Genomic DNA, 25,314 nt, shown 5'->3' with positions numbered 1-25,314 from the left:
AATGTTATAGTGAATCATTATGCAAAATATGTATTTGAGATCATCCATTGAAACATCTATTACTGATCTGCGGTTTGAGTTTTGCCAGTATTGCGACAACCCAAAGTGCCAATCTAACCACCACACCACAATTTAATGTGCCTGAAATAGGCAGTGGTGTGGGATTAATTGATCAGCAAAAAGAACGCAGTATTGGTGAAAAAGTCTATCGGGAAGTGCAGCGTAAAATGCCTGTCACGCAAAACCCGTGGCTGGAAGATCAATTAATCAATACGTTTTCGCATCTACTCAGCCAAACTCAATTGGGGCAACCCATTGGGCTACTCATTATCAATGATCCACAAATTAATGCTTTTGCTGTGCCGGGTGGTTTATTTGCGTTAAACACAGGTCTTATTAATTCTGCCCGTAATATGGATGAAGTTGCGGGCGTGATGGCGCATGAAATTGCGCATGTGTCGCAACGTCATTACAGTCGCTCTCAAGAGGCATTTAAAGGACAGGGTTTGTTGGCACTCGCTGGGGTTGTGGTTGGGGCATTGGTTGCCTCACAAGCCGATGGTGATGCAGGCGCAGCGGTGATGATGGGTTCTCAAGCCGCTTTAATGGATCAGCAATTGACTTATAGCCGTAATCAGGAACGTGAAGCAGACCGTATTGGCATGCAATATATGTATAGCGCAGGCTATAACCCACAAAGCATGGCAGACTTTTTTGAGGTGATGCACCGTACTACGAGTCGAGTGAGCTTCTTACCTGACTTTTGGTTTACCCATCCCTTAACCACAGAGCGGATGAGTGAGGCGCGTTTACGTGCCAATCAATTGCCACCAGTGCCAACCTCGCTGCGTGATGAAGACTTTGAGATTTTAAAGTTATATAGTTTGGTGGTTTCGCAGCAGGCGACAGAACAGCAGCTTAAAGCATTTGCAACCCGTAACCATTTTGCGGCGAATTTGGCTTTGGCGTATTTTTATAGTCAACAGGGCGATTTTGTTCTGGCACAGCAGAGTATTGATCAGGCTAAAAGTCATAATCGTTTACATAATTTATTGACACTTATTCAAACTGACATTTATTTAGGGCAAAATAAAATTGATTTAGCGCATAAGACCATTAGTTCACCTGCGCGCATTATGCCAGAAAATCGTGCCCTAAATTTTAAGTGGGCTGAAGTGTTGATTCGTCAGAATCAGTCAGCACAGGCGCAAACGATTCTGCAAGGTTTTTTAAAGAAAAATCCACGTGATTTATCGGCATGGAATTTAATGCAGCAAGCAGCAAATGTAGATCGGGCATCGCCACTGCGCACGGTAAATGTGCTACGGTATCGCGCAGAGGTGCAATATTGGTCGGGCTGGGAAGAAGAGGCGATTAAATCGTTATTACATGCACAACGCTTAGCTAAAGATAATCAAGCTATGTCGGCAAATATAAAAAACCGCGTGACCGAAATGCAAAGAGAACGACAGTTAAAAATATAACTTAAAAGGTGTAAGTTGAACCAATAACAATAAATACAAGGAGTTTAAAATGATTGAGGGACAATGTTTATGCGGTGCGGTGTATTATCGTTACCATGCCGAAATTGAAAAAACAGTATTGTGCTTTTGCCAGCATTGTCGTCGTGCACAAGGGGGGATTTTAGGTTGGAATAGCCCAGTTTCCCGTGAAAAATTTGAAGTGGTACGCGGCTTAAAATATCTGAAAGAATATTTTCATAGCCCCAATAAGGCGCGAGTATTTTGTCAGGAATGTGGGAGTCCAATTTATTCCTATCGACTCGATTTACCCGATATTATTCGCTTGCGTTTAGGGACTGTGACGCAGGGTCAAATCCCCGAACCTTCTGAGCAGGTTTTCACACAATACAAACCAAACTTTCTGACAATTGCATCGTGTGAGTAGTACTTGACGGAGCATACAGTGCTAGAATGAAACCGAAATTGCGTGATGTTGTTGTTGAATGAAAATGAAAAAATATATTTATTTATGCCTAACTTTGGGGATGTTATTACCGACAGTCTATGCTGCGAGTGCGGAGCAATATGTGATGGCGGTTGAAGAAATTAATGCACAATATAAGCAAGATACCCGACAATTTTTACGTGGCCTAAACCCACAGCAGCAAGGCTTTAGTGCGCAGCAACAACAGCAGTTTTGTGGTATTGTGAGCCGTTATGTAGATCGTTTATATCAGGCAGCGGATGAAAATCGTGCTTATTTAGACCATCGTTATCAAAATATTAATAAACAGGACGTCATTCAGCAGGTGAGTTCATCTAAAGAAATGCAATTACTTAACAAGTATCAGGTAAAGTGTGATTTAAAATGAGCTGTTTTGGAGGTGAGTGCAAAAGCATATCAACCTTCAACATAAACTTTATCCAGCCAATGATAGAGATAGATAAGCAAAAAGATCAAACAATGTTGATGGGAAAATATAGCTATTCACTATGCAATTTAAAGATCAGCTCAGAGAACCTGAGAGACAGAATGTTTCAGCATAACTATACTAATTAAATTCAATCAATATTTTGAAGAATATGGTTTAGGTCATTTAGCTTAATTTAGCTTTAATTTTTGCAGATACTTGTGCAGGATCGGCGCGCCCGGCTATGAGCGGACGCAGAGAGTTCATCACCTTACCCATATCTTTCATGCTAGTAGCTTGTTGCGCTTCAATTGTTTGCGCAATCATGGAATCAAGTTCTTCCTCAGTCATAGCTTCTGGTAGAAATTGAGATAAAACCTCAATTTCGGCTTGTTCCTTACTAGCTAAATCTTCTCGGCTAGCGCCTTCAAAGGCTTTAACCGATTCTTTACGTTGTTTAATTTGTTTCTCAATGACCGCAAGAACCTGAGTATCGTCAAGCTCTTTGCGCTCATCAACTTCAATTTGCTTAATTGCCGCCTGTAGACTACGAATTACCGTTAACTTATCCATTTCTTTCGCGCGCATAGTCGCTTTTAAAACGTCAGTGATTTGGTTTTTTAAAGTCGTCATTATTTAATCCAGACAGGCAATCACAAATTAATTAGTAAAGGCGAGTAGTACGTACTGATTCACGCGCCAATTTCTTTTGGTAGCGTTTAACAGCAGCAGCTTTTTTGCGCTTACGTTCTTGAGTTGGTTTTTCGTAGAATTCACGCTTACGTACGTCAGCTAAAACACCTGCTTTTTCGCAAGAACGTTTGAAACGACGGATAGCTACGTCTACTGGTTCGCCTTCTTTCAATTTAACTTGTGGCATGAAGAATCCTCATTAAGTTATGGATAAGACCTGGGCGAAATTGCCCACGATCACAAGTGAAGGTCAGTATTTTACTCATTTACATCTCATATCACAAGTCTATAATAGGTTTCGCAATAGAATTGATACAGGTTATAGGCAATTTAATGATCGTTTTAGGCTTAGAAACATCTTGTGATGAAACAGGACTCGCCCTGTATGACAGTGAGTTAGGTTTACGTGGACAAGTGCTGTACAGCCAAATTAAATTGCATGCTGAATATGGCGGAGTGGTACCTGAACTGGCTTCACGTGACCATGTGCGTAAACTTATTCCATTAATGAATCAATTGCTTGAGCAAAGTCAGGTCAAAAAATCTGAAATTGATGCAGTGGCTTATACTCGTGGACCTGGCTTGATGGGGGCACTCATGACAGGCGCATTATTTGGGCGCACTTTGGCATTTGCCTTAAATAAACCTGCAATTGGGGTGCATCACATGGAAGGGCACATGCTTGCGCCATTGTTGTCTGCCACACCGCCAGAATTTCCTTTTGTAGCGTTATTGGTTTCGGGTGGTCATACTCAGCTTATGGCCGCCTATGGTATTGGGCAATATGAACTGTTAGGCGAGTCGATTGATGATGCTGCGGGCGAAGCCTTTGACAAAGTCGCAAAAATGATGGGCTTGCCGTATCCAGGCGGGCCAAATATTGCCAAACTGGCGGAACAAGGTAATCCATTGGCATTTGAGTTTCCACGGCCAATGTTGCACCAAGGTTTGGAGTTTTCATTTAGTGGTTTAAAAACTGCAGTTTCAGTGCAAATGAAAAAACTAGGTGATGAAAACCGTGATGCGGATATTGCAGCAAGTTTTCAGGAAGCTGTGGTGGATACGCTAGTCAAAAAATCAGTGAAAGCCTTAAAACAAACACGTTTAAAACGCTTAGTGATTGCAGGTGGAGTAAGTGCAAATACGCGTTTACGTGAGCGTTTAGAAGCAGATTTAGCTAAAATTCGTGCAACGGTTTATTATGCAGAACCTGCATTGTGCACCGACAATGGTGCAATGATTGCTTTTGCGGGCTATCAGCGTTTAAAAGCAGGGCAGCAAGATGGTTTATCGGTTACGACTACACCACGTTGGCCAATGACGGAGCTTACCAATCCAACTGCGGGTTAAGTTGTTCGTAGCATAAAATCAATCAGAGGCAATAATCTGCCTCTGACTTTTATGCTAAGTTTTTACATTAATATTAGAAACGAATACTTAAAACTTAGCGAATTGCGTCCATTAAACCTTTGGTAAGATCTTTCATCATGCCTTGCATCACAGCATTCCCCGCATTGTTGCAGTTTTCTAATTTTTTACCTTCTAGTGATTTACCTTGATTGGCTATTTCTTCGCACTTCTGCAAAACTTTTTTAGCCTCATCTAAGTTCTCGGCATAATATTCTTGCGTTTTCACTTGTGTACATGCTGTAAGCGTTGTGATTAAACTTACCGTTATTAACAAATTTTTAAATTTAAACATTATTTTTTAACCGTTGTTTGTTTTAAAGAGATTACATCTTAAGCGAATAATGGGTTCAGAAAATAATACAATGGACTAAAGTTGATCTTGTTAACTAAAATTAAATAATTGTAATATAAGTATGTTTTAATAATTTTTCTGAAATTTTATAGTCATATTCTAACCCAAACTTTATTTCACGTATTGGTTTCAAATAGAACTTCTTTATTTTTTTTGTGCACTCATCCTACAATTTATAGAAATCCATAAAGTAGCTGACAGCAGTATTTAAATCTGTGAATCCTGTCCAATTGTTGTGTTTTCAACTTTAAACTATGATTTTTGGTAGATATTTAATATAAAACCAATTGAGATAAACATGCGATTTAAAAATACATTTTGCATTATTTGTGTGATGGGGATGATGGTATTGACCGCTTGCGAGGGCGCTGAGTCAATACAGCAAAATATAAATAGTACAGAAAATCAGCCGAGTTCAGTGACAGCCCAACAGGTCGAAGTACCGACTCGTTTGACTACTGCAGCAACTCATCCTTCGGCTATCACACCTGAAGCGACAGCACCGCAAGAAGTATATGTAGGAGAGCCGACTGTGGCAGAAATGCAGGCGCATGGCGAAGAATTTTATAAAGACACATTGGCACGGATTGCTGCAGAACAAGGTCAGTAGTCGCTCAGTCATTTAGCGCGTTTAAATAGAGTGGGTTGCTGACTATCTTCTATATGCAAACAACCCATTAAAATATTTAAAGTGCTTTAAGTTGCTGCGAGCCAATCCAGTGTTTAGAAAATTGATAGGCAGCACGCCCTGAACGCTGTCCACGTGCCTGACACCATCTTAATGCTTCTGCACGTACTTCGGCAGTCATTGGCATTTCGGCTTTGTGTAAATAATGCTCCACAATTTCTAAATATAGATTTTGATCCATTGGATAAAACGACAGCCATAGACCAAAGCGATCAGACAGTGAAATTTTCTCTTCAATTGCTTCTTGAGGATGCAACTCAGTATATTGCGGTACATCTACACGAGTGACAGGTGTATTTTCATGCATAAATTCAGGTAATAGATGACGTCTGTTACTGGTTGCATAAATAATAAAATTACTGGAACCTGATTGTAATGAACCGTCTAAAACACTTTTTAAACTACGATAATTTTCATCTTCTGCGTTAAAAGCTAAATCATCACAGTAGACAATAAATTTTTCAGGACGATGCTGAATGATTTTTTGAATTTCTGGCAATTCAGACAAATCATCGCGTTCAATTTCAATTAAACGTAATCCTTGATTGGCATACTCGGTCAATAGGGCACGTACAATAGATGATTTTCCCGTACCGCGTGAGCCTGTAAGTAACACATCATTGGCAGGTAAGCCATTTAAAAACTGCAAGGTGTTTTGAATGACTTTTTCTTTTTGCTTTTCGATGCCTTTTAAATCATCTAAATCAATTTTTCTTGGTTGTTGAATCGCTATCAATTGTCGATCTTGCCATTTGAATGCGATGGCGGAAAAGTCGGTTTCTTGTTTTAAAGCAGGTAAACTTTGCTGTAGTTGTTGGAGTACATGAGAAAGTGATAATAAGATGTTGTCGGGTAAATCTAGGTTTGCCATGATAATTCAGCTTAAAAAATGCAGATCAGATTGCTACACTTTAAGACTAGCGCAATTGACCTAGATTTGACAATCAAAGTGTGAATCGAGTCATTGACGCGTATTACAATTTTTTAGATATTGTTGTGTATAGTAGGCATAGGCAAGCGTAGTGCTGCGAATAAACCAACGGATTGAGGAATGCTATGTTATTTAAAGATTTCACCGAAGATGTTAATCCGCATCAAGCCTATCGCATAAAAAAACTCAAGCGCCAAATTCAAAATGCCGAATCGTATGAAGAATGGAAAAGTATTGCCATTCGTATAGATGAAGAAACTGGTGCGCAAGAATGGAAATATGACAACAGTTCGCCATATTTTGATGCGGAAATTATCTCGCATCGTTTAAATTTATTACGCCGTTATCGCACCACCGAACGCAGTCACGATTTAATTTATATTTTGCGTGAAGGTTTAACTTTTGACATAGCCAATATTGCCCATCCGATGTTGTTTACTGCAACCTATGTGGGTACTAAAAAAATTATTGAAGATTATGTGGATGAAGTCAGTAAAAGTTTGGCTTTTGTCGCTTCAGATGAATGTCAGGCTTTAACCAAAGTAGAAAAAATAGAGTTTTTTCAGCAATGCCAAACTGCATACGGACAACCTGCCTTGATGTTCTCTGGTGGGGCAACGCTAGGTTTGTTTCATACAGGTGTTTGTAAGGCCTTACTTGAACAGGATTTAATGCCTAAAGTGCTGTCGGGTTCGAGCGCGGGTGCAATAATGACTGCAATGCTAGGCATCGCAAAACCTGAAGAAGTACAGCATATTTTGGGTGGTGAGTCATTTTTCCACGAAGCATTTCAGTTTAGACAAATGCGCGAAATTCTTAAAGGCAATGGTGGAATTGCCGATGTGCATTATTTAAAAAAATTCCTGATCAAAAACTTGGGCGATACCACGTTTGAAGAAGCTTTTCAAAAATCAGGTTTGCATATTAATGTGGCGGTTGCGCCTTATGATGCATCGCAAGACTCACGCATTATGAACAGCTTCACTGCGCCAGATTTGTTGGTTTGGAGTGCGGTGTTGGCCTCGTGTGCTGTGCCAATTTTATTTCCACCAGTACGTTTAACCAACAAGCGTTATGATGGCGAACACACTCCATATATGGGTAAAACCCGTTGGGTGGATGGCAGTGTGCGTAGTGATTTCCCGCAGGAAAAAATGGCGCGTTTGTATAATATTAATTACACCATCGCCAGTCAGGTCAATCCGCATGTAGTGCCTTTTATGCAGGATGATATTAAGCGCTATCGTAAAGATATGCTGAGTTGGCCAGAACGGATTATTCGTCGTCAGGGCAAAGTCATTAGTCGTGGGGTAATGGATTTTGTGCGTGAGCGAGCAGGAGCTGTACCGCCTGTGCGTCGTTTGCTAGATCATGGCTATGGTATTGTCGATCAACGCTATTATGGTGATGTGAATATTGTAGGAAGCTATAACCTGCGTCATTACAGCTATATGTTGCAAAACCCGAAACCACATTTATTTAAAATTTTACAGCGTGAAGGCGAGCGTGCGACTTGGCCGAAAATTTCATCAATTGAAACACATGCACGTGTCGGTAAAACTTTGCAACATTGCTTAGAGTTATTAAATGTACCACAAATAGAGGTATCCACCGAAGTCGCAGCAGAAATGCGCACTGGCGCAAGTGTTGTTTAATGTTTTAAATTTGGATGTTCAACAGTTAGATACTGCGCAGTTCGAGCTGCGCAGTAAAGCGCAAAGTTTGCAATATGGTCGGCATATCTATCGTTTTGAACATCAAGGGCAGTTTTATTGGCTGAAAGCCCAACAACAAGGTGTTCATGCGACAGTAGAGCAGGGTTTTGCACAAGAATGGAACTTTTATAAACAGTACGCGCAATCATCATATTTATCTTTTTTATTGCCATGTGAATTGATGGATGCTGCACCCATTCATATTCAGTCGCAGGGTAATTCACATGACATTTCATCGCATTATTCACAGGTCTATTCACGTGCTTTAATTTTACCTGAAGCGCAAGCTGTTTTTGTGATGGGTAATTTACCTGAATATACAGAAGCGATTAAACACATATTTTTGCGTGTCTTTGAAGCAGTGGAAGCATTACATCAATTAGGTTGGATTCATGCTGACTTAAAAGCTGAACATATTGTGCAGTTGGATGGGCAAATCAAACTGTTAGATTTTGAGCAAGTACAGCAAATTGCAGATATTCAATGTCAGGGGATGACTGCAACGCCACGTTATATGGCACCAGAATTATTTCACGGACAGCTCAAAACTGCACAAAGTGATATTTATGCTTTAGGCATTATTTTTTATGAATGGTTAACGCAACAACGCTTGCAGGCAAATAGTTACCACGATTGGGCGTATTTACATTGTCAAAGATTGCATATCCAACTTTCTACGCATCTACAAGCATTTTTACCACTGCTGAATCACATGTTGGCAAAGTCCTATTCGCAGCGTGCAACGAGTATTGCAGAGTTGAAATTATGGCTTAGTGGCTGAATATGCTTAAGAAAAAATCAAAAAATAGTTTTTTGTTTTTTATTTAAACAGTCATTGTGCTTTTTTATAAAAAAGGCTTGTCATCAGGAAGTGATCTCTATAATATACACAGCCATCGGGGACGTGGCGAAATTGGTAGACGCACTGGATTTAGGTTCCAGCGCCGCGAGGTGTGAGAGTTCGAGTCTCTCCGTCCCCACCACTTAAATATCAAGTCAGCTTGATTTTAAGTTACAGAGGATTGGTGTAATGGTAGCATGACGGTCTCCAAAACCGTTCGTCAAGGTTCGAATCCTTGATCCTCTGCCAAATTAAAATCCAACAACTCAGTTGGTACCCGATGTTGGGGACGTGGCGAAATTGGTAGACGCACTGGATTTAGGTTCCAGCGCCGCGAGGTGTGAGAGTTCGAGTCTCTCCGTCCCCACCATACATTAAAGAGCAAGGCAATGACCTTGCTTTTTTATTGCCTGTTATTTTAGCTTTAAATCATTGCATCTCTTTGACAAGGCTTAGATGTATTTTAAGATTTAAAGTTCAGTATAAAAAAAAGCCCATAAACAGGTTATGGGCAAGATCATCTTTAAGTGTTGATGAAATACGATTTGAATTTTTATTTTTGCATCCTATCAAGTTCAACCGTTATCGCATACTTATCTATATTGTATAAGTACTTATGCTTTTAAATGGTCTTCAAATTCCTCGCCTAATTTCATTGCTAAAGCATTACCAGAAAGCTCGCAAGTGACCAAACCATATTCTTTTTGAAAGCTAAATGTGAAACCGTGACCATCCGCCAAATTTTTGACTGAATAACCTAATTTTTCTAACCAAATACGAAACGCAATTAAATTTTTTGCTTTAACAACTTTTTTCACGAGAGAACTCCTATCCATTTATTTAATTATTAATAGGGATATTTCTTGAATTTTTAAAGGGCAGAAATGTATTTCTTTGACATTTTTTTCACTGATTTTTAGAAATCTAAAGTCCTTTTAAGCAATTAGAATATTTTAAAAGAATTATTTATTTGTAAATTATTGATATTTATTATTTTAACTGAGGTGGCGTAATTAATTTTAAGGTCTTAGATATATTGCCAAAAGATGACTTAGAAATATTTTGTTAATGATTTTTAGTTTTAGGCTGTATTTATTTTCAGCATGAACATATGGGGATTATCCATTTTTCATGCAAAGCTTTAATTTAGCGCAATGCATATCAGTGTGGAGCATGTCGGCACCAAATGGACATTAGCTTATACTATGGTTGAGTTTGAAGATTTGGAAAATAAACATGACTGCACAAACAATCCAACAGCAGGCTGAGTACATAGTGAAGCAGATGCAAAATCAAGGGCTAGAGCCTTTTGCTGTGATGCTTGGGCATGAAGATTGGTTACTGTTTTCCTCGCAATCCAAAGTGGCTTATACGCCTTTTGGCAGCGCACGCCGTTATCAGCCTGCATTGTCCAATTTACTTTTGGTGCGGGTCGATGAAATGAATGCTGTGCGTGTGGTGACGCAAACTCAATTAGATGAGTTTGCTGCCAGTAATCAGATTTTATAATCCGAGAGAAATATCAGATGCTTTATGATCAAAGCATCAATTTAAAAGTTGTCTTTGAGTTCACGTAATTTCTGAAATTCTTCGACACTTTCGGCTCTTAAAAATGGATTGGTTTCCAGTTCTAGTTCGATGCTGCTTGGCAAAGTGGGTTGATTAAGCATGCGTAAACTTTCAATTTGTTGATAACGCTCTTGAATGGCAACATTGTCGGGTTCTACATGCAGTGCAAATTGTGCATTCGCCAATGTATATTCATGGGTGCAATATACTCGGGTACGCGGAGGCAGCGCTGCCAAGCGGTTTAAAGATTGATACATTTGCAAATATGTACCTTCAAAAACACGCCCACAGCCCATCGCAAATAAAGTGTCGCCACAGAACAATACATCCAACGCATCTATAAAATACACAATATGCCCCAAGGTATGTCCCGGAACGGCAATAACATCGACCTGTAAATCATGAAAATTGATATGGTCTTGGTTTTGTAAAGGATGCGTGATAAACGGAATTTTGCTCAATTCTTCACGTGGCCCATAAACAGGTAAATTACGTTCTGCAATGAGTTCAGGCACACCGCCAATATGATCTTGATGCCAATGCGTCAACCAAATTTGCGCGATCTCTAAACCATGATTTTGGCAAAAATCTTCAACAGGTTTGGCATCGGTAGGGTCAACCACCACCACTTGTTTGCTGGCACAATGTTCAAGCAACCAAATATAGTTTTGTGATGGTTTTTGCGCATCAATAAGATGGACTTGGTAGTGCATGCTCAATTCCTGAAACTTAATCGCTTGTGGCTATTACAGCATGCTTTTGCGGGCGTGTAAAAGTGTATCCCCAAGTGTCTGAGTATCGCTTTGCTATGTGACCACTTGATGATGAACAAGAGATGTAAAGATAAAATAGAAATAAAAATCAAATCCATAAAAAATGCCGTGATCAACACGGCATTTTAAAACAGAGATTCGGTTTGATCTTAGCGGATTTTTGCCAAGAAACGACCTAAACGTGTCATTGCTTCACGTAATTCATTTTCTGCAGGCAAGAACACGACACGGAAATGATCAGGCGTTGGCCAGTTAAAACCTGTACCTTGAACCAATAAAACTTTTTCTGCTTTGAGTAAATCGAGCATTAACTTTTCGTCATCTTCAATTGGATAGACGTTTGGATCAAGTTTCGGGAAGCAATACATTGCACCCTCAGGTTTGACACAAGACACGCCAGGAATGTCGTTCAGCATTTCCCATGCAATGTTACGTTGTTCGTATAAACGACCACCCGGACGAATCAAGTCATTGATAGACTGATAACCACCCAATGCTGTTTGAATCGCGTACTGCGCCTGATGGTTGGCACACAAGCGCATAGACGCCAACATGTCTAAACCTTCAATGTAGTCTGCAGCGCGTGATTTATCGCCTGTAATCGCCATCCAGCCTGAACGGAAGCCCGCAATGCGATACGATTTAGACAAGCCATTAAATGAGATACAGAGTTGATCACCCGCTAAAGCTGCAACCGCAACATGCTCAATGCCGTCATAAATAATTTTGTCGTAAATCTCATCGGCAAATAAAATTAAGTCATATTTTTTTGCCAATGCTACAATTTGTTCCAACACATGACGTGGATAAACCGCACCCGTTGGGTTATTCGGGTTAATAATGACAATACCGCGCGTATTTGGCGTGATTTTGCTTTCCATATCGGCAATGTCTGGATACCAAAAGTTTTCTTCATCACATTTGTAGTGAATAGCAGTACCGCCCGATAAATTCACTGCCGCAGTCCAAAGCGGGTAGTCAGGCATTGGTACCAGCATTTCATCGCCATCGTCCAACAAGCCTTGCATCGCCATAACAATCAGTTCAGACACGCCGTTGCCAATATACACATCATTGACATGCATATCGAAAATGCCTTTTTGCTGATAGTACTGACAAATCGCTTTACGCGCAGGGAAAATCCCTTTGGAGTCGGTATAACCAATCGCATTAGGCAAGTTCAATGCGACATCATTAATAATTTCCTGTGGCGCTTCAAAACCGAATGGGGCAGGGTTGCCAATATTCAGTTTAATAATTTTATGACCGGCCTCTTCCATTTCATTGGCCGCTCGTAACACAGGTCCGCGAATGTCGTAGCATACATGCTCAAGTTTTGATGATTTTTTTATTTCGCGCGGAGTCGTGTTACCTAGTACGGACATAGTTCCATCCAATGATTAGAAGATAAATAAATTATAGATTACTGAAATATCACAATCTATGCTGAAATTTAGCTAGATATTTTGCAAGGTCTAGCGTAAAAATGGAAGTACTGAAGCATGACACTGAATGTCAAAGATTTAAAGGAGTTAGTGATGGGAAAACTCAATAAAACAGACCGAGAATGGCAAAGAGAGTTATCACCAGAGGAATTTCGGATTACACGTCAAAAAGGCACGGAGCCTGCTTTTACGGGGAGATATTGGAATACTAAACAAGAGGGGATTTATACCTGTCGTTGTTGCGGTACAGCGCTATTCTCATCTGAAACAAAATATGACAGCGGTAGCGGTTGGCCAAGTTTCTATCGTCCAATCCAGCCTGGGGTGATTGAAGAACATCAGGATGGTTCGCACGGCATGCAGCGTACTGAGATTGTTTGTCATCATTGTGACGCACATTTAGGGCATGTTTTTGATGATGGTCCACAGCCAACAGGATTGCGCTATTGTGTCAATTCGGCTTCTTTAGAACTCAAAACACAAGAAAAAAATGATGAGGGAAATTATCCATGACCAACATTTATCAGTTTGAAGCTGAGTTGTTAGATGGACAAAATAAAGCCTTTAGCGATTATGAAGGGAAGGTTTTGTTGATTGTAAATACAGCCAGCAAGTGTGGTTTTACGCCTCAATTTGCGGGTTTGGAAAAGTTATACCAACAATATAAAGACCAAGGTCTGGAAGTTTTGGGCTTTCCGTGCAATCAGTTTGGTGGGCAAGATCCAGGCTCCAATGAGCAAATTGGGAGCTTCTGCCAAAAAAACTATGGTGTCAGTTTTCCAATGTTTAGCAAAATTGATGTGAAAGGTCCTGAAGCACATGCGATTTTCCGTTACCTGACCAATAACAGTAAAGGTATTTTGGGCAACGGAATTAAATGGAATTTCACCAAGTTTTTAATTGGCAAAGATGGCAAGGTGTTGAACCGTTTTGCTCCGACCACAAAACCTGAAGATTTGCAGGCGGAAATTGAAAAGGCTTTACGATAAAGGCTTGCGCTTGTGCAAGTAAGATAATTAAGGCGATCAGATGATCGCCTTAAATTTAATTGAAATCATTAACTTATAAAATCGCTTTAAGACGTTGAATTACTTGTTCACATTGCGCCAAATCTGCAACCAAAGCTAAGCGAACATGGTTTTCACCCGGGTTACCTTGTGCGGTTTCACGAGATAAATATCGCCCTGGTAGCACTTTAATATGGGTTTTTTCCATCAACATTTTGGCAAAGTTTTCATCATGATCGACTTTGAGCCAGTAATAAAAACCTGCATCTGGTTTTTTTAATGGCAGTAAATGCCCAAGTTCCATTTGAAATAATTCAAACTTGGCGCGATATTGTTGACGATTATCTTCAACGTGCTGTTCATCATCCCAAGCTGCAATAGATGCCAATTGATGTTGAACAGGCATTGCCGCACCATGATAGGTACGATATTGCAAATAAGGTTTTAATAAGTTGGCATCGCCCGCAACAAAGCCTGAACGCATGCCGGGTAAGTTTGAGCGTTTAGACAAAGAATGGAATACGATGCAGTTTTTGTAGTCATCGCGTCCAAGTTCGGCACAGACTTCCAGTAAACCTGTAGGAGCTTGGTCAAACCATAATTCCGAATAACATTCATCAGATGCAATGACAAAATTATATTGATCTGACAAAGCTATTAGCTTTTTAAATTGTTCTTTTGAAAGGACAGCACCCGTTGGATTTCCTGGTGTGCAGACAAATAATAAAGCGGTTTTTTCCCAGACTTCTGCAGGTACGGCATCAAAATCACCCAAGTAATTATTGTCTTCGGTGCAATTGATGAAATAAGGTTGGGCACCTGCCAATAAAGTTGCCCCTTCATAAATTTGATAAAACGGATTGGGCATCACTACATAGGGTGCATCTTCACGTCGAATCAATGCTTGTACGAAGGAAAAAATCGCTTCACGTGTACCTGAAACGGGGAGAACTTGAGTGTCTGGGTTAACTTGTTTTAAATGAAAGCGTTGTGTCAGCCAATGGGCAATGCTGTGACGTAATTCAGGCAGACCTTTGCTGTTCGGATAAGTCGATAAATGCTGAAAATTATCAATAATGGCTTGTTTGACAAATTCAGGTGCAGGATGTTTAGGTTCGCCAATAGACAGTGGAATTAACGGCAAATTTGCAGGTTGTACGTCCTGAAATAGTTTGTTTAGCTTTTCAAAAGGGTAAGGATGTAATAAGGACAAACTTGAGTTCATGGATGTTCCGTAAATTGAAGTTAATGTTGACCACAGACCTGATTAGAGGCCTCATCTAAAGCAGCTTTGAGCTGGATGGCAAAGGTATCTGCTTCAGACTTTGTCATTGGGTTGCCATCTTTTTTGGTGACGAAGAAAATATCTTCGGCACGTTCGCCCAGGGTGGCAATTTTGGCGGAGTGAATATCTAAGCCTTGCATCATAAACAAGCCGCCAATTTTGGCGAGTAACCCGGGATGATCTAGTGTGGCAATTTCGACCATGTTTTGATTCAGCGCTGCATTGAAAGTCACTTCTACTGTATTTTCAATGTCAAAATGACGTAATTGACGCGGAATGCGGCGTTGCATCAGACCCGGATATTTATCTGACTGGCTCAAGGCATTCACTAAAGCCTCAACCACCATTTCTTCACGTTCAGGGTCTGTTAAGAGTGTGCCAAAACGGTCTAAGACCACGTAAGTATCCAAACTAAAGGCTTTGGTCGCAGTAATAATTCGTGCATCCTGAACGTCAAGGTTCATGCGGTCTAAAATAGCGACAGTTGTGGCAAATAGGTTGGGTTGGTCTTGCGTGTAAATAAAGATTTGTACTGCGTCTTGTGCTGATTTTCGGTGCGCGCGCATGAGCACTAATGGTGCAGGATTATCGCCATGCTCCAAAATCGCGCGGGTATGCCATGCAATTTCATCGGCAGATTCTTTAATAAAGTATTCATCGCCCAGTTCTTGCCAGACTTTTTCAACAGCACTGAGTTCAAAATCATTGACCAGTAATTCGCTGGCAGCAAATTTGGTGTCTTCAATCAGCATTTGATAATCGACGGGACGCCCAAGTCCTGAGCGAATGACATCACGCGCTTGCGTATAAAGTTGGCGCATTAAGGATGCACGCCATGAGTTCCAGAGTGTTGGATTAGTCGCATTAATATCAGCAACCGTTAAGGTATAGAGATAATCTAAATGCTCCATATCTCCCATTTTTTCGGCAAATTCCTTGACCACATCGGGGTCAGAAATATCTTTTTTCTGTGCTGTGACTGACATCAACAAGTGATTTTTGACTAACCATGCCACAAGGTTACATTCACGTTCAGTAAATCCGTGTTTACGGCAAAACTCGATAGCATCTATCGCACCAAGTTCACTGTGATCACCACGACGACCTTTAGCAATATCATGGAAAATCGCAGCCAAATAAATAATGTCACGACGGGCTAAACGTTGAAATACCGAGCTGACCACAGGAAAATCTTTCACAAATTCAGGTTCTTTGAAGCGGCTTAAATTGCGGAGTAATAGTAAAATGTGCGCATCGACTGTATAAATATGGAATAAGTCGTATTGCATTAAACCTGTAATTTGACCAAAAGCGGGGATGTAATTGCCCAATACACCTAAGCGTTTCATAGTCACCAAGGTATTATACAAGCGGTGCGGTGAGCGCAAAATTGCCATAAACAGCGCTTGATGCGTTGGATCATCACGGAAACTTTGGTCAATACGCTTGGCTGCAAGTGTCAGCAGGCGCAGTGTTCGTGCGCGAATTCCTTCAATTTCAGGACGATTGGCCAATAAATAGAAAATTTCTAAAATTGCGCTTGGTTTTTCTGAGAAAATTTTGTGGTGCTGCACGGCAAGTTTGCCATCGACCAGTTTAAAATTTTCATTAATTTCTTCAATGTTACGTTCATAATTAGGCAAACGCGGGGTAATGACCGACTCATTAAAATAGGCCAGCAACATTTCATTTAAAGTGGAAACTTGCTGTGCAGAGCGATAATAACGCTTCATAAATTGTTCAATCGGGTAATTTTGCGGTTTACCTTCTTCTCGAACATAGCCAAAAGTTGCTGCAATATCTCGTTGATAATCAAACAATAAACGGTTTTCATCACGTTTGGTTAAACGATGGAGATGATGACGGATTTCCCATAAAAAGCTTTCGGCTTCTTCGAGTACACCCAATTCAAATTCTGAAATAAAACCTAAATGCACCAAGTCGTAAATACGATTGACGCGAAAATGGCGTTTGGCAATCCAGCCAATTTGGTTGATGTCACGAATACCGCCCGGAGCATTTTTAATATCGGGTTCTAAATTACTTTCGGTGTCATTGTGCTGCGCGTAACGCTTGCTTTGCTCCTCCATTTTGGCATCAAAAAAGGTTTTATCTGTCCAAGTCTGCGAAACAATACGACGCGGCCATTTGGCAAGCTGCTGATTTCCTGTAATTAAACGCGCTTCAATCAAGGCAGTTGCAACAGTTAAATCACTGGTTGCCTGAATCACACAGTCTTGAATAGTCCGCACGCTGGTGGCAGGTTTGAAGTTGCCAACATCCCATAAAGACGAAATAAAGGTCGAAATAAGTTGTTCTTGTTCTGCTGTAATTGCATCTTCCGATAACACCATAATATCGACATCTGAATAGGGCAGCATTTCTTTGCGCCCATAGCCACCTACCGCAAATAGGCTTAAATCGGTTTTGTCTAATTCAGCATGTTGCCATAAGAAAGTGAGCGCTTCATCAATCAGGTTAGAACGCGCCAAAATCACTTCACGAATGGATTGTCCATTTTCAAAACATTGTTGTAGCTGATTTTCGACATCGGTGCGCCATTGGTTAATGGCCTGAATGTCATGGTTGCTTTTTACATAATTCAGCAAGGGTAATGTAATGATCATGGACAATTCCGTTATGCAATGACGAGCTTAATTTTGATTTTCGTTTAAATGAACACGAACAGTGTCCGCAGTCTGCTGAGCTAGCTCACGCGCTTGCTCTGTGGTTTCTGCTCGCGCAGTGGCAACGCCCATACGACGACGTTCAAAACCTTCAGGTTTGCCAAATAAACGTAAATCTGTATCGGGATGTGCTAATGCAAGATTCAGGCCAGAAAATGAAAGATTTGTTGCATCGACACCTGCATAAATCACTGCACTGGCTGCAACGCTATGGCGTGTGGTATTGACAGGTAAGCCTAAAATCGCGCGGGCATGTAATTCGAATTCACTTTGGAATTGTGAAGCCAATGTCACCAAACCTGTGTCGTGTGGACGTGGAGAGACTTCACTGAACCAGACTTTATCGCCTTTCACAAACAGCTCTACACCAAAAATACCGCAACCACCTAAGGCAGTAGTCACTTTGTGTGCAATTCGTTTGGCTTCAGTCAAGGCAGCATCACTCATGGCTTGAGGTTGCCAGCTTTCTACATAGTCGCCTGCATCTTGACGGTGACCAATTGGGTCGCAATATGAAGTTTCAATCGCACCAGTTTCTGGATTTTTAGCACGTACGGTTAATAAGGTAATTTCAAAATCGAAGTCAATTTGTGATTCAACAATCACAGTGCCTTGATTGACGCGTCCGCCAGTCTGGGCATATTCCCAAGCTGCATCAACTTCATCAAAGCAGGTGACACGCGATTGTCCCTTGCCTGAAGATGACATCACAGGCTTCACAAAGTTTGGATAACCAATGTCATCACATGCAGCGCGGAAAGATTCGAGTGAATTGGCAAAGCGATAAGCGGATGTCGGCAAACCTAATTCTTCCGCAGCTAAACGACGTATGCCTTCACGGTTCATGGTCAAATTTACCGCTTTGGCAGATGGAATCACTGTTGCAATATTTTGCGCTTCAATTTCAAGTAAAACTGATGTCGCAATCGCCTCAATTTCAGGCACAATTAAATTAGGTTTAATTTTTTCAATCAGTTGTTTTAATTCTGTGGCATCTGCCATGTTTAAAGTATAAGCATAATGTGCGACTTGCATGGCTGGCGCATTGTCGTAGCGATCGGCGGCATGTACTTCTACGCCTAAGCGTTGCAGTGAAATTACCACCTCTTTACCGAGTTCCCCTGAACCCAATAGCAAAACCTTGAAAGCAGAAGATTGAAGGGGAGTACCAATGGTCACGCTCATGTGAATCGTCCTTGCTAAAGTGGGCTTTTAGCATAGCAGAACTGTTCCATGAGTTAAGCCCTGTTTGCAATAAAATCATGATTTTGTCATCTCGTTGTATTGCATTCAGTGCTTTATAGTAATTAGGGCTGAATCCTGAAATAGCTCATTTGGGCGATCCAACCTCTAAATTTCAGCAACATTAGAACGAAAATGGCACATAGGTATAAATTAAACCATAGGTGATGGCTGCGGTAAGCGTTGCAGGTACGATTTTCTTAAACTTAAAATACAAACCTGTGAGCACTAAAAAGCCAATCAACATCGCAAAACTTTTATTGGGTGTTTCAAGCAAAGGTGGCAAGGTTGCAACCACGAGCATAGAGCTAATTGCGGCTATACCAATGCTGCCCAAAGCGATTTTAAGCCATAAAGCACCACGTTGCTGTGAGCCTTGTTGAAACTTTTGAATCACAAAAAATGGCCCAAAACGTGAGGCGAAGTTTGCGATACCGACCATAATACCGACCAAAATAATTTCTAAACTCATGATTTTGCTCCTGTATGTTCAGGGTCGGGTTGTTTTAAAACATAGTGTTTAAATAATCCCGCCAAAATACCTGAAGAAATCCCAATAAAAATTGCAGCAGATAAGTCAATAAAATAACAAGCTACGGCAGATACTAGAATGGTGATTCCCACGACAAAGGTGTGTTTCTTTTCAAATGCTGCCAATAAGAAGCTAAGGAATAAAGCGGGCAGTAAAAAGTCGAGCGCCGCTTGCAAAAACTGTGGCATTTTAGTGACTTGATCGGCAAATAATCCGCCTAACAAAGAGCCTAATGCCCAAGACAACCAACTAAATAAACTCAGTCCAAGCATCCATGATTCAGACCATTCCTGACGGCGCTGTGACAGTTTAATCATGCCTGAGGCAAAAACTTCATCGGTCAGACCCCATGACCAAATTGCAGTTTTTTTGAGGTTTAAACGATCTTGAATCAGGTTTTGTAAGGCCGGGCCGTAAAGTAAATGTCGAATATCCAAGGCGATTACCGTTAATGCGGTCATCCAGATTGAAGTTCCACTGCCCAATAAGGCAACGACTAAAAATTGACTCGCCCCTGCATACATCGAGCAAGATAAAAATAAGGCTTCCCATGCGCTAAAGCCGAATTGAGTTGCAGAAACACCAAAAGCAAAAGAAACAGGCAGATAGGTGAAAATAATCGCCTGACTATCTTTTGCACCTTGCCAAAAACTTGCTGCGGGCGCAGTTTGAATATTGTGTACGGACACGACACACCTTGTGGGAGAAAGTTGAACGATGGGTCAAATGAAGATTGTGTATTATACTTGAATTCATTAGCATGATGCCGAATTGTTTGTATGGGCGAACCGATATGTTGAAATTGAAAACACCTGTAATCCTGCTTGCTTCAATGTTATGCAGTAGCCTGTTATTGCAAGCGTGTAGCAATGACAACAACCCGCAAAAAACAGTAGAAATTAAGCCTGCGCCAAAACTCACCAATGATGCGACTGTGTATGCGCAAGCCGCGTGGGAATTAATGAATGAAGTTGAGCCGTACGTGTATCGTAAACAGCGTAACTTAATTGAAGATAAAGTCCGCAAACCTGCCCGTAAATTAAGTACCGACTGGCGTATTAATGTCAAAATGACCGACTCTGTAACGGAAGGGAAATATGCGCTGTGTCGTAAGGCCTTGACCAGTTTGGAAATTTGGGCACGTGCGACGATTGACAGTTCAAGCAGTCTTGCACAAAAACAAGCCGATTATGAACGTGATAAAAAACAATGTGCCGATGCTTTGGCGCATCCTGAATTGGGTAATACCGACCCGAAACAAAAGGGCAATGTGGTGCAGTCTTAGTTGAGATTATTTTGCATTGATGTGATGCAGAATCGCCTATAAAAAAACCTCGATGCTTACATCGAGGTTTTTTTATTGAATCAATGCTCGGCTGTAAGCATTGTTCTAAAACTAAACATAAAAACAATTAAACATTAAAACGGAAGTGTAAAACATCACCGTCTTGTACGATATAAGTTTTACCTTCCAAGCGCCATTTACCTGCTTCTTTTGCACCTGCTTCGCCGTTGTATTGTACGAAATCCTCATAAGCAATACATTCTGCGCGGATAAAGCCTTTTTCAAAGTCAGTGTGAATTACGCCTGCTGCTTGTGGTGCAGTTGCACCTACTTTCACTGTCCACGCGCGGACTTCTTGTACGCCTGCAGTAAAGTAAGTTTGCAGACCTAACAGCGCATAACCTGCACGAATCACTACGTTCAGCCCTGGTTCTTCCATACCAAGAGCTTCTAGGAATTCTGCACGGTCTTCATCTTCAAGTAATGAAATTTCGGCTTCAATTTGGTTGCATAAAGGCACCACAATCGCATTTTCTTCTGCAGCAAGTTTTTTGACTGCATCTAAGTGCGGGTTGTTTTCAAAGCCATCTTCTGCCACGTTCGCAATATACATGGTTGGTTTTAAGGTTAATAAACCAAAACCACGAACCAATTTGCGTTCATCGTCATCTAAATTGGCTGCACGTGCAGGCTTGCCATCATCCAGTAAAGGTTGGATTTTTTCTAAAACGGCTTTGGTCGCTACGGCTTCTTTATCGCCACCTTTGGCAGATTTTGCTAAGCGTGTAATGGCTTTGCTCACCGTTTCTAAATCGGCCAACGCAAGTTCGGTATTGATGGTTGCAATGTCATCTAATGGGTCAATCTTACCATTTACGTGAATGACGTTTTCATCTTCAAAGCAACGAACTACATGCGCAATCGCATCAGTTTCACGAATGTTGGCAAGGAATTGGTTACCTAAACCTTCACCTTTAGATGCACCTGCAACCAAACCTGCAATATCCACAAATTCCATCGTGGTGGGTAATACACGTTGCGGATTTACGATTTCCGCCAATTTGTCCAAACGTGAATCTGGCACAGGTACAATGCCTGTATTTGGCTCAATGGTACAGAACGGGAAGTTTTCCGCTGCAATTGCAGCTTTGGTTAAAGCATTAAAAAGCGTAGATTTACCAACGTTTGGCAGGCCCACAATACCACAATTAAAACCCATGAATAACTCACAACGTGTTATTTAAAAATTAGGCACGATTTTACATGAAAGGGCAGATAAAGTCAGGTCATCGGACAGATGTTTCTCCAATCTAGCGTGCTTGATGCTGTACGTTGAATTTCTTTTCGGAATTGATTTTGAATTGCTGACTGTTTCGCCTGAATTTTGAATAAAAAGTACATTGTAATTATAAGAGGCTATGACTAAAGTATGACAAGCACAGTATTGATACTGCTTTGGATATCAAAATTTTAAATATGGAGATTTTATGCGCATCTTATACCAGTTTCCTTTGTCTCATTTTTGTGAGAAAGCTCGCTGGTTATTGGATCATAAAGAGTTAGATTATGATGCGCAAAACTTAATTCCAGGCGTGCATCGCGCTTTTGCCCAATTAAAAACAGGGCAAAATAAATTACCTATTTTACGTGATCAAGACCGCTGGATAGCAGATTCGACTCAAATTGCTTTATATCTAGATGATATTTACCCCGAACATGCCTTGTTACGCAGTGATGCCGAACAATATAAACATGCGTTGGCCATAAATACTTTGGCTGATGAATTGGGGCAGCATGTGCGTCGATGGGGGTTGGCGCATGCATTATCTGAAAGTGAAGAACCTTTGGAAATTTTAATTGGCGAAAAAGGCTATTTGCGTCAATTTTCTAAATATTCCAAGCCAATTATTAAAGCCTTGGTGTCTAAGGGCTATCAGCTCGATCAAGATAAAGTTGCAGAATCCAAACAGCGGATGGATGAATTAATTGTCATTTTAAATCAGCATTTGATTGATAATTACGGGCGTTATTTTGTGGGTGAGCGTTTAGGTTTAGCCGATATTTCAGTGTGTTCGATGCTTGCACCTATTTTGGAAATTTCTGGAACGCCGTGGGAAAAAGAACATGATGAAGTGATTTCTGAAGAATTTAAAGATTATAAAAAATATTTGCTGGATTTACCTTTAGGGCAATATGTTTCTCGTATTTATCAAACTGAGCGTAATGCACGTGTAGATTGGCGCGGTATTTAAATGTTATCGCCTCAGATAAAATACGCGCAATCTGCGCGTATTTTTTGGATACTGATGTATAAAAACCTAAAACCAAGGATTAGAACAAAGAATTTAAGTTATTCAAATCAAAAGTCTGTACCAAATTTGGCAGGGTAGCTAAATCAAATTGAGTGTCTGATGTGCCACCAGTTAAATTGCCAAATGCATCGCCTAATGCAGGGACTAAGCTATCAATATTGATCTCTGAACTGGTTGTAGATGACGCACCTTGCAGTAAGTCGCTGATGTTAAAATCTGAACCAGAAATTAAGTTGTCAAAACCATCACTCAAGCCATCTAAGCTGAAACCACCAGTTGTATCTCCAGTCAGATTATTTAATAAACCACCTAGATCAAAGTCACTTGCAAGCTGACCTTCAGGATTAAGCAACGCAAGAATTGGTTCTAGAGCAGCGATATCTAGACCACCTAAATCACCACCGATGTTACCGCCAATTAAGCCGCTTGCCAGTTGCGCAATTTGTGCAATATCAAGATCGCCATTGCCTTGCATTAAACCGCCTACTAATTCAGCAATGACCGCGATATCCATACCGCCTAAACCGCCACCGATATTGCTGCCAATCAAGCCGCTTGCCAGTTGAGCAATTTGCGCAATATCAAGATCGCCATTGCCTTGGATTAAACCGCCTACAAGTTCAGCAATCACTGCGATATCTAGACCGCCTAAACCTCCACCGATGTTGCCACCAATCAAGCCACTAACCAGTTGAGCAATTTGAGCAATATCAAGATCGCCATTGCCTTGGATTAAACCACCCACCAGTTCAGCGATAGCACCAAAATCCATACCGCCTAAACTGCCAGTATTGCCGCCAATTAAACCACCAACCAGTTGTGTGATTGCGGCCATATCGAGGTCACTATTACCCAAAATCAAACCGCTGACCAATTGAGTAATTTGAGCAATATCAAGATTACCCGTATTACCACCGATTAACCCACTCACTAATTGGGTGAGTTTCGTAATATCTAAATCACCTGCATTGCTGTCAATCATGCCGCTGAGTAAATTGGTGATGGAAGCAATATCGAAGCTACCGCCATTGGATTGTGTCAGTTTGCTAATTAAACTGGTGATATCTAAGTTGGTATTCGAGCTTGAAAATTGGCTGATTAGATTGGTTAGGCTAGAACTATCTAAGCTGCTGCCAGAGAGTAAACTTTTTAATAAAGAATCTAGGGTAGGTGTGGTCGAGGTCGAACTAGTCAGGCTGCCAAGCAAACCAGAAAAGGTATTGCTTAAAGAGCCACCACTTAAGAGTCCATCGAATAAAGAGCTGGTCTGAGTTTCTACGGTAAATACAGAGCTAATTTTATTTTCAGCAAGCTTAGAGATTTAAAAGCCATGACGATTCCTTGTATTTTTATTGGTTTTGTTGTGCTGCATTGTGCTTATTGTCGAGCGCATCTGTTTTAATACATTTCTATACACTTGTAAAAGATAGACGGTCGGGATTGTGAAAATGTATGAGTAGATTCGTTGTTTTGTTGAGTTTTTTAAATTTAAAAATTTGAAAATCAATAAATTAGAAAGCTGTTCCGTTTGTCTGTTAAGTTGTTCAAAACGATAAGCGGTGATCTGTTGAATCATAAACATTTTGCTTTAATAATGGAAAATAATTTTCGATAAAGATGCTTAGTCTGCAAAATAATTTAAGTATAATGGCAGCATGAGTTTAAATTTTATCAGATTAGATTGAGTGCTTGAAAATGGAATTAGATCGCTACGATAAGCATATTTTAGAAATTTTAAGCAATGAAGATGTCAATTTGAATGAACTTTCCGAGCGGGTTAATCTGTCGGTAAGTTCGGTGCATCGCCGTATTAAAAGTCTGATCGATCATAAAATTATTTCAGGTTTAAAGCGTGAAATTAATTATCAAAAACTGGGCTTTAGTTTGCATGTGTTGTTGCAGGTGTCTTTGAGCAAACACGATACCGATATTTTTGCCAAATTTTTGGATGAATTGGAAAGCATTCCTGAAGTGATACGTGCATTTTTGGTGACAGGACAGACTGCAGATTTTATTGTAGAGGTTGTGGCACGAGATATGGAAAATTACAGCGAAATTTTATTAAAACGGATTGGTAAAATTGAGCATGTGGCAGGTTTGCATTCTAGCTTTGTGATTAAAGAATATGATGTTTTAAACTGTCATGGTTTATTAAATAAAGTTTAATTTATTA

General features: G+C 40.5%; 27 protein-coding genes and 3 tRNA genes. 16 read left to right on the top strand and 14 right to left on the bottom strand.

Annotated elements, in window-relative coordinates:
- The first annotated feature begins 47 nt into the window (after nt 1-47).
- The 3 genes from E0H79_RS08020 to E0H79_RS08010 all read left to right on the top strand — a co-directional run bounded on the left by E0H79_RS08020 (nt 48) and on the right by E0H79_RS08010 (nt 2,335).
- Nucleotides 48-1,484, top strand: coding sequence for a M48 family metalloprotease (locus E0H79_RS08020; protein WP_171458219.1), 1,437 nt, complete (start codon nt 48-50; stop codon nt 1,482-1,484).
- A gap of 49 nt (nt 1,485-1,533) precedes the next feature.
- A complete protein-coding gene (locus E0H79_RS08015) occupies nt 1,534-1,908 on the top strand; it encodes a GFA family protein (protein WP_131261337.1) in 375 nt (124 codons plus the stop codon).
- Nucleotides 1,909-1,972: 64 nt separating this feature from the next.
- A complete protein-coding gene (locus tag E0H79_RS08010) occupies nt 1,973-2,335 on the top strand; it encodes a hypothetical protein (protein ID WP_131261336.1) in 363 nt (120 codons plus the stop codon).
- A 225-nt stretch (nt 2,336-2,560) separates the two neighbouring features.
- Here the strand turns inward: E0H79_RS08010 and E0H79_RS08005 are convergent, their stop codons facing one another.
- Nucleotides 2,561-3,007, bottom strand: coding sequence for a GatB/YqeY domain-containing protein (locus E0H79_RS08005; protein ID WP_131261335.1), 447 nt, complete (start codon nt 3,005-3,007; stop codon nt 2,561-2,563).
- Nucleotides 3,008-3,038: 31 nt separating this feature from the next.
- Entirely contained in the window at nt 3,039-3,254 is a 216-nt protein-coding gene (gene rpsU, locus E0H79_RS08000; protein ID WP_001136722.1) for a 30S ribosomal protein S21, read from the bottom strand.
- 146 nt (nt 3,255-3,400) lie between these two features.
- On the opposite strand from rpsU, the gene tsaD reads away from it, so the two are divergent.
- Nucleotides 3,401-4,417 (top strand): tRNA (adenosine(37)-N6)-threonylcarbamoyltransferase complex transferase subunit TsaD, encoded by a 1,017-nt coding sequence (tsaD, locus tag E0H79_RS07995; protein ID WP_131261334.1) that lies wholly within the window; start codon nt 3,401-3,403, stop codon nt 4,415-4,417.
- Nucleotides 4,418-4,511: 94 nt separating this feature from the next.
- On the opposite strand, the gene E0H79_RS07990 is transcribed toward tsaD, so the two are convergent.
- The gene (locus tag E0H79_RS07990; protein ID WP_131261333.1) at nt 4,512-4,769 is read right to left on the bottom strand and encodes an EexN family lipoprotein; all 258 of its coding nucleotides are present in this window, start codon (nt 4,767-4,769) and stop codon (nt 4,512-4,514) included.
- Between the two features lie 358 nt (nt 4,770-5,127).
- On the opposite strand from E0H79_RS07990, the gene E0H79_RS07985 reads away from it, so the two are divergent.
- Nucleotides 5,128-5,439: a hypothetical protein gene (locus E0H79_RS07985; RefSeq protein ID WP_004971456.1), complete on the top strand. Its 312-nt coding sequence runs from the start codon at nt 5,128-5,130 to the stop codon at nt 5,437-5,439.
- Between the two features lie 76 nt (nt 5,440-5,515).
- Here E0H79_RS07985 and E0H79_RS07980 read toward each other — a convergent pair whose 3' ends face one another.
- Nucleotides 5,516-6,388: an ATP-binding protein gene (locus tag E0H79_RS07980; protein WP_096902520.1), complete on the bottom strand. Its 873-nt coding sequence runs from the start codon at nt 6,386-6,388 to the stop codon at nt 5,516-5,518.
- 185 nt (nt 6,389-6,573) lie between these two features.
- On the opposite strand from E0H79_RS07980, the gene E0H79_RS07975 reads away from it, so the two are divergent.
- From E0H79_RS07975 to E0H79_RS07955, 5 genes are all read left to right on the top strand, one after another.
- Nucleotides 6,574-8,103, top strand: coding sequence for a DUF3336 domain-containing protein (locus E0H79_RS07975; RefSeq protein ID WP_131261332.1), 1,530 nt, complete (start codon nt 6,574-6,576; stop codon nt 8,101-8,103).
- Nucleotides 8,093-8,944: a protein kinase domain-containing protein gene (locus E0H79_RS07970; RefSeq protein WP_004971453.1), complete on the top strand. Its 852-nt coding sequence runs from the start codon at nt 8,093-8,095 to the stop codon at nt 8,942-8,944. Before E0H79_RS07975 ends, E0H79_RS07970 begins: the two co-directional genes overlap by 11 nt.
- A gap of 117 nt (nt 8,945-9,061) precedes the next feature.
- Nucleotides 9,062-9,146: transfer RNA gene (locus E0H79_RS07965), tRNA-Leu, on the top strand.
- Between the two features lie 33 nt (nt 9,147-9,179).
- Nucleotides 9,180-9,253, top strand: a tRNA-Trp gene (locus tag E0H79_RS07960).
- 36 nt (nt 9,254-9,289) lie between these two features.
- Nucleotides 9,290-9,374: transfer RNA gene (locus E0H79_RS07955), tRNA-Leu, on the top strand.
- A 244-nt stretch (nt 9,375-9,618) separates the two neighbouring features.
- Here the strand turns inward: E0H79_RS07955 and E0H79_RS07950 are convergent.
- A complete protein-coding gene (locus E0H79_RS07950; RefSeq protein WP_004971452.1) occupies nt 9,619-9,822 on the bottom strand; it encodes a hypothetical protein in 204 nt (67 codons plus the stop codon).
- Between the two features lie 418 nt (nt 9,823-10,240).
- On the opposite strand from E0H79_RS07950, the gene E0H79_RS07945 reads away from it, so the two are divergent.
- Entirely contained in the window at nt 10,241-10,513 is a 273-nt protein-coding gene (locus E0H79_RS07945; protein ID WP_104851819.1) for a hypothetical protein, read from the top strand.
- 41 nt (nt 10,514-10,554) lie between these two features.
- Here E0H79_RS07945 and gloB read toward each other — a convergent pair whose 3' ends face one another.
- Together gloB and E0H79_RS07935 are read right to left on the bottom strand one after the other, a co-directional pair.
- On the bottom strand, nt 10,555-11,286 hold the full coding sequence (gene gloB / locus E0H79_RS07940) for a hydroxyacylglutathione hydrolase (RefSeq protein ID WP_131261331.1): 732 nt from the start codon (nt 11,284-11,286) through the stop codon (nt 10,555-10,557).
- 209 nt (nt 11,287-11,495) lie between these two features.
- The gene (locus E0H79_RS07935; RefSeq protein ID WP_004971448.1) at nt 11,496-12,731 is read right to left on the bottom strand and encodes a pyridoxal phosphate-dependent aminotransferase; all 1,236 of its coding nucleotides are present in this window, start codon (nt 12,729-12,731) and stop codon (nt 11,496-11,498) included.
- A 153-nt stretch (nt 12,732-12,884) separates the two neighbouring features.
- Here E0H79_RS07935 and msrB point away from each other — a divergent pair, with 153 nt between their 5' ends.
- Together msrB and E0H79_RS07925 are read left to right on the top strand one after the other, a co-directional pair.
- Nucleotides 12,885-13,304: a peptide-methionine (R)-S-oxide reductase MsrB gene (gene msrB / locus E0H79_RS07930; protein ID WP_096902313.1), complete on the top strand. Its 420-nt coding sequence runs from the start codon at nt 12,885-12,887 to the stop codon at nt 13,302-13,304.
- Entirely contained in the window at nt 13,301-13,780 is a 480-nt protein-coding gene (locus E0H79_RS07925) for a glutathione peroxidase (protein WP_096902294.1), read from the top strand. The genes msrB and E0H79_RS07925 overlap by 4 nt, the downstream gene beginning before the upstream one ends.
- Before the next feature lie 73 nt (nt 13,781-13,853).
- Here E0H79_RS07925 and dapC read toward each other — a convergent pair whose 3' ends face one another.
- The 5 genes from dapC to E0H79_RS07900 form a co-directional block, all read right to left on the bottom strand.
- Nucleotides 13,854-15,023 carry a succinyldiaminopimelate transaminase gene (gene dapC, locus E0H79_RS07920; RefSeq protein ID WP_096902293.1) on the bottom strand — a complete coding sequence of 390 codons (1,170 nt, stop codon included), beginning with the start codon at nt 15,021-15,023 and terminating at the stop codon, nt 13,854-13,856.
- 20 nt (nt 15,024-15,043) lie between these two features.
- The gene (gene glnD, locus E0H79_RS07915; protein ID WP_131261330.1) at nt 15,044-17,710 is read right to left on the bottom strand and encodes a [protein-PII] uridylyltransferase; all 2,667 of its coding nucleotides are present in this window, start codon (nt 17,708-17,710) and stop codon (nt 15,044-15,046) included.
- Nucleotides 17,711-17,737: 27 nt separating this feature from the next.
- Nucleotides 17,738-18,955, bottom strand: coding sequence for a formate-dependent phosphoribosylglycinamide formyltransferase (gene purT, locus E0H79_RS07910; protein ID WP_096902292.1), 1,218 nt, complete (start codon nt 18,953-18,955; stop codon nt 17,738-17,740).
- Nucleotides 18,956-19,136: 181 nt separating this feature from the next.
- Nucleotides 19,137-19,484: an L-valine transporter subunit YgaH gene (ygaH, locus tag E0H79_RS07905; protein ID WP_004971441.1), complete on the bottom strand. Its 348-nt coding sequence runs from the start codon at nt 19,482-19,484 to the stop codon at nt 19,137-19,139.
- Nucleotides 19,481-20,218, bottom strand: coding sequence for an AzlC family ABC transporter permease (locus tag E0H79_RS07900; RefSeq protein ID WP_171062558.1), 738 nt, complete (start codon nt 20,216-20,218; stop codon nt 19,481-19,483). The genes ygaH and E0H79_RS07900 overlap by 4 nt, the downstream gene beginning before the upstream one ends.
- Before the next feature lie 119 nt (nt 20,219-20,337).
- On the opposite strand from E0H79_RS07900, the gene E0H79_RS07895 reads away from it, so the two are divergent.
- Nucleotides 20,338-20,829 carry a hypothetical protein gene (locus E0H79_RS07895; RefSeq protein ID WP_026438320.1) on the top strand — a complete coding sequence of 164 codons (492 nt, stop codon included), beginning with the start codon at nt 20,338-20,340 and terminating at the stop codon, nt 20,827-20,829.
- A gap of 127 nt (nt 20,830-20,956) precedes the next feature.
- Here the strand turns inward: E0H79_RS07895 and ychF are convergent, their stop codons facing one another.
- Entirely contained in the window at nt 20,957-22,048 is a 1,092-nt protein-coding gene (gene ychF / locus E0H79_RS07890) for a redox-regulated ATPase YchF (protein ID WP_004971435.1), read from the bottom strand.
- 268 nt (nt 22,049-22,316) lie between these two features.
- On the opposite strand from ychF, the gene E0H79_RS07885 reads away from it, so the two are divergent.
- Complete coding sequence (locus E0H79_RS07885; RefSeq protein WP_096902290.1) at nt 22,317-23,081, top strand: glutathione S-transferase family protein; 765 nt, start codon at nt 22,317-22,319, stop codon at nt 23,079-23,081.
- A 79-nt stretch (nt 23,082-23,160) separates the two neighbouring features.
- Here the strand turns inward: E0H79_RS07885 and E0H79_RS07880 are convergent, their stop codons facing one another.
- Nucleotides 23,161-24,348: a hypothetical protein gene (locus E0H79_RS07880; RefSeq protein ID WP_218946623.1), complete on the bottom strand. Its 1,188-nt coding sequence runs from the start codon at nt 24,346-24,348 to the stop codon at nt 23,161-23,163.
- 488 nt (nt 24,349-24,836) lie between these two features.
- On the opposite strand from E0H79_RS07880, the gene E0H79_RS07875 reads away from it, so the two are divergent.
- Entirely contained in the window at nt 24,837-25,307 is a 471-nt protein-coding gene (locus tag E0H79_RS07875; protein WP_004971430.1) for an Lrp/AsnC family transcriptional regulator, read from the top strand.
- The last annotated feature ends 7 nt before the right edge of the window (nt 25,308-25,314 follow it).

The organism is Acinetobacter sp. ANC 5045, from assembly GCF_004331005.1.
Lineage (GTDB): Bacteria > Pseudomonadota > Gammaproteobacteria > Pseudomonadales > Moraxellaceae > Acinetobacter > Acinetobacter towneri.
This window is presented reverse-complemented; position numbering and strand designations above follow the sequence as displayed.

Bases quoted from the DNA above. Each gene is read 5' to 3' on its own strand.
- E0H79_RS07990 (WP_131261333.1), bottom strand. From the start codon at position 4,769: ATGTTTAAATTTAAAAATTTGTTAATAACGGTAAGTTTAATCACAACG.
- E0H79_RS07945 (WP_104851819.1), top strand. From the start codon at position 10,241: ATGACTGCACAAACAATCCAACAGCAGGCTGAGTACATAGTGAAGCAG.
- msrB (WP_096902313.1), top strand. From the start codon at position 12,885: ATGGGAAAACTCAATAAAACAGACCGAGAATGGCAAAGAGAGTTATCA.
- E0H79_RS07925 (WP_096902294.1), top strand. From the start codon at position 13,301: ATGACCAACATTTATCAGTTTGAAGCTGAGTTGTTAGATGGACAAAAT.
- purT (WP_096902292.1), bottom strand. From the start codon at position 18,955: ATGAGCGTGACCATTGGTACTCCCCTTCAATCTTCTGCTTTCAAGGTT.
- E0H79_RS08015 (WP_131261337.1), top strand. From the start codon at position 1,534: ATGATTGAGGGACAATGTTTATGCGGTGCGGTGTATTATCGTTACCAT.
- ychF (WP_004971435.1), bottom strand. From the start codon at position 22,048: ATGGGTTTTAATTGTGGTATTGTGGGCCTGCCAAACGTTGGTAAATCT.
- E0H79_RS07985 (WP_004971456.1), top strand. From the start codon at position 5,128: ATGCGATTTAAAAATACATTTTGCATTATTTGTGTGATGGGGATGATG.
- ygaH (WP_004971441.1), bottom strand. From the start codon at position 19,484: ATGAGTTTAGAAATTATTTTGGTCGGTATTATGGTCGGTATCGCAAAC.
- E0H79_RS07980 (WP_096902520.1), bottom strand. From the start codon at position 6,388: ATGGCAAACCTAGATTTACCCGACAACATCTTATTATCACTTTCTCAT.
- E0H79_RS08010 (WP_131261336.1), top strand. From the start codon at position 1,973: ATGAAAAAATATATTTATTTATGCCTAACTTTGGGGATGTTATTACCG.
- E0H79_RS07885 (WP_096902290.1), top strand. From the start codon at position 22,317: ATGCGCATCTTATACCAGTTTCCTTTGTCTCATTTTTGTGAGAAAGCT.
- rpsU (WP_001136722.1), bottom strand. From the start codon at position 3,254: ATGCCACAAGTTAAATTGAAAGAAGGCGAACCAGTAGACGTAGCTATC.
- E0H79_RS07975 (WP_131261332.1), top strand. From the start codon at position 6,574: ATGTTATTTAAAGATTTCACCGAAGATGTTAATCCGCATCAAGCCTAT.
- tsaD (WP_131261334.1), top strand. From the start codon at position 3,401: ATGATCGTTTTAGGCTTAGAAACATCTTGTGATGAAACAGGACTCGCC.
- glnD (WP_131261330.1), bottom strand. From the start codon at position 17,710: ATGATCATTACATTACCCTTGCTGAATTATGTAAAAAGCAACCATGAC.
- E0H79_RS07935 (WP_004971448.1), bottom strand. From the start codon at position 12,731: ATGTCCGTACTAGGTAACACGACTCCGCGCGAAATAAAAAAATCATCA.
- E0H79_RS07875 (WP_004971430.1), top strand. From the start codon at position 24,837: ATGGAATTAGATCGCTACGATAAGCATATTTTAGAAATTTTAAGCAAT.
- gloB (WP_131261331.1), bottom strand. From the start codon at position 11,286: ATGCACTACCAAGTCCATCTTATTGATGCGCAAAAACCATCACAAAAC.
- E0H79_RS08005 (WP_131261335.1), bottom strand. From the start codon at position 3,007: ATGACGACTTTAAAAAACCAAATCACTGACGTTTTAAAAGCGACTATG.
- E0H79_RS07895 (WP_026438320.1), top strand. From the start codon at position 20,338: ATGTTGAAATTGAAAACACCTGTAATCCTGCTTGCTTCAATGTTATGC.
- dapC (WP_096902293.1), bottom strand. From the start codon at position 15,023: ATGAACTCAAGTTTGTCCTTATTACATCCTTACCCTTTTGAAAAGCTA.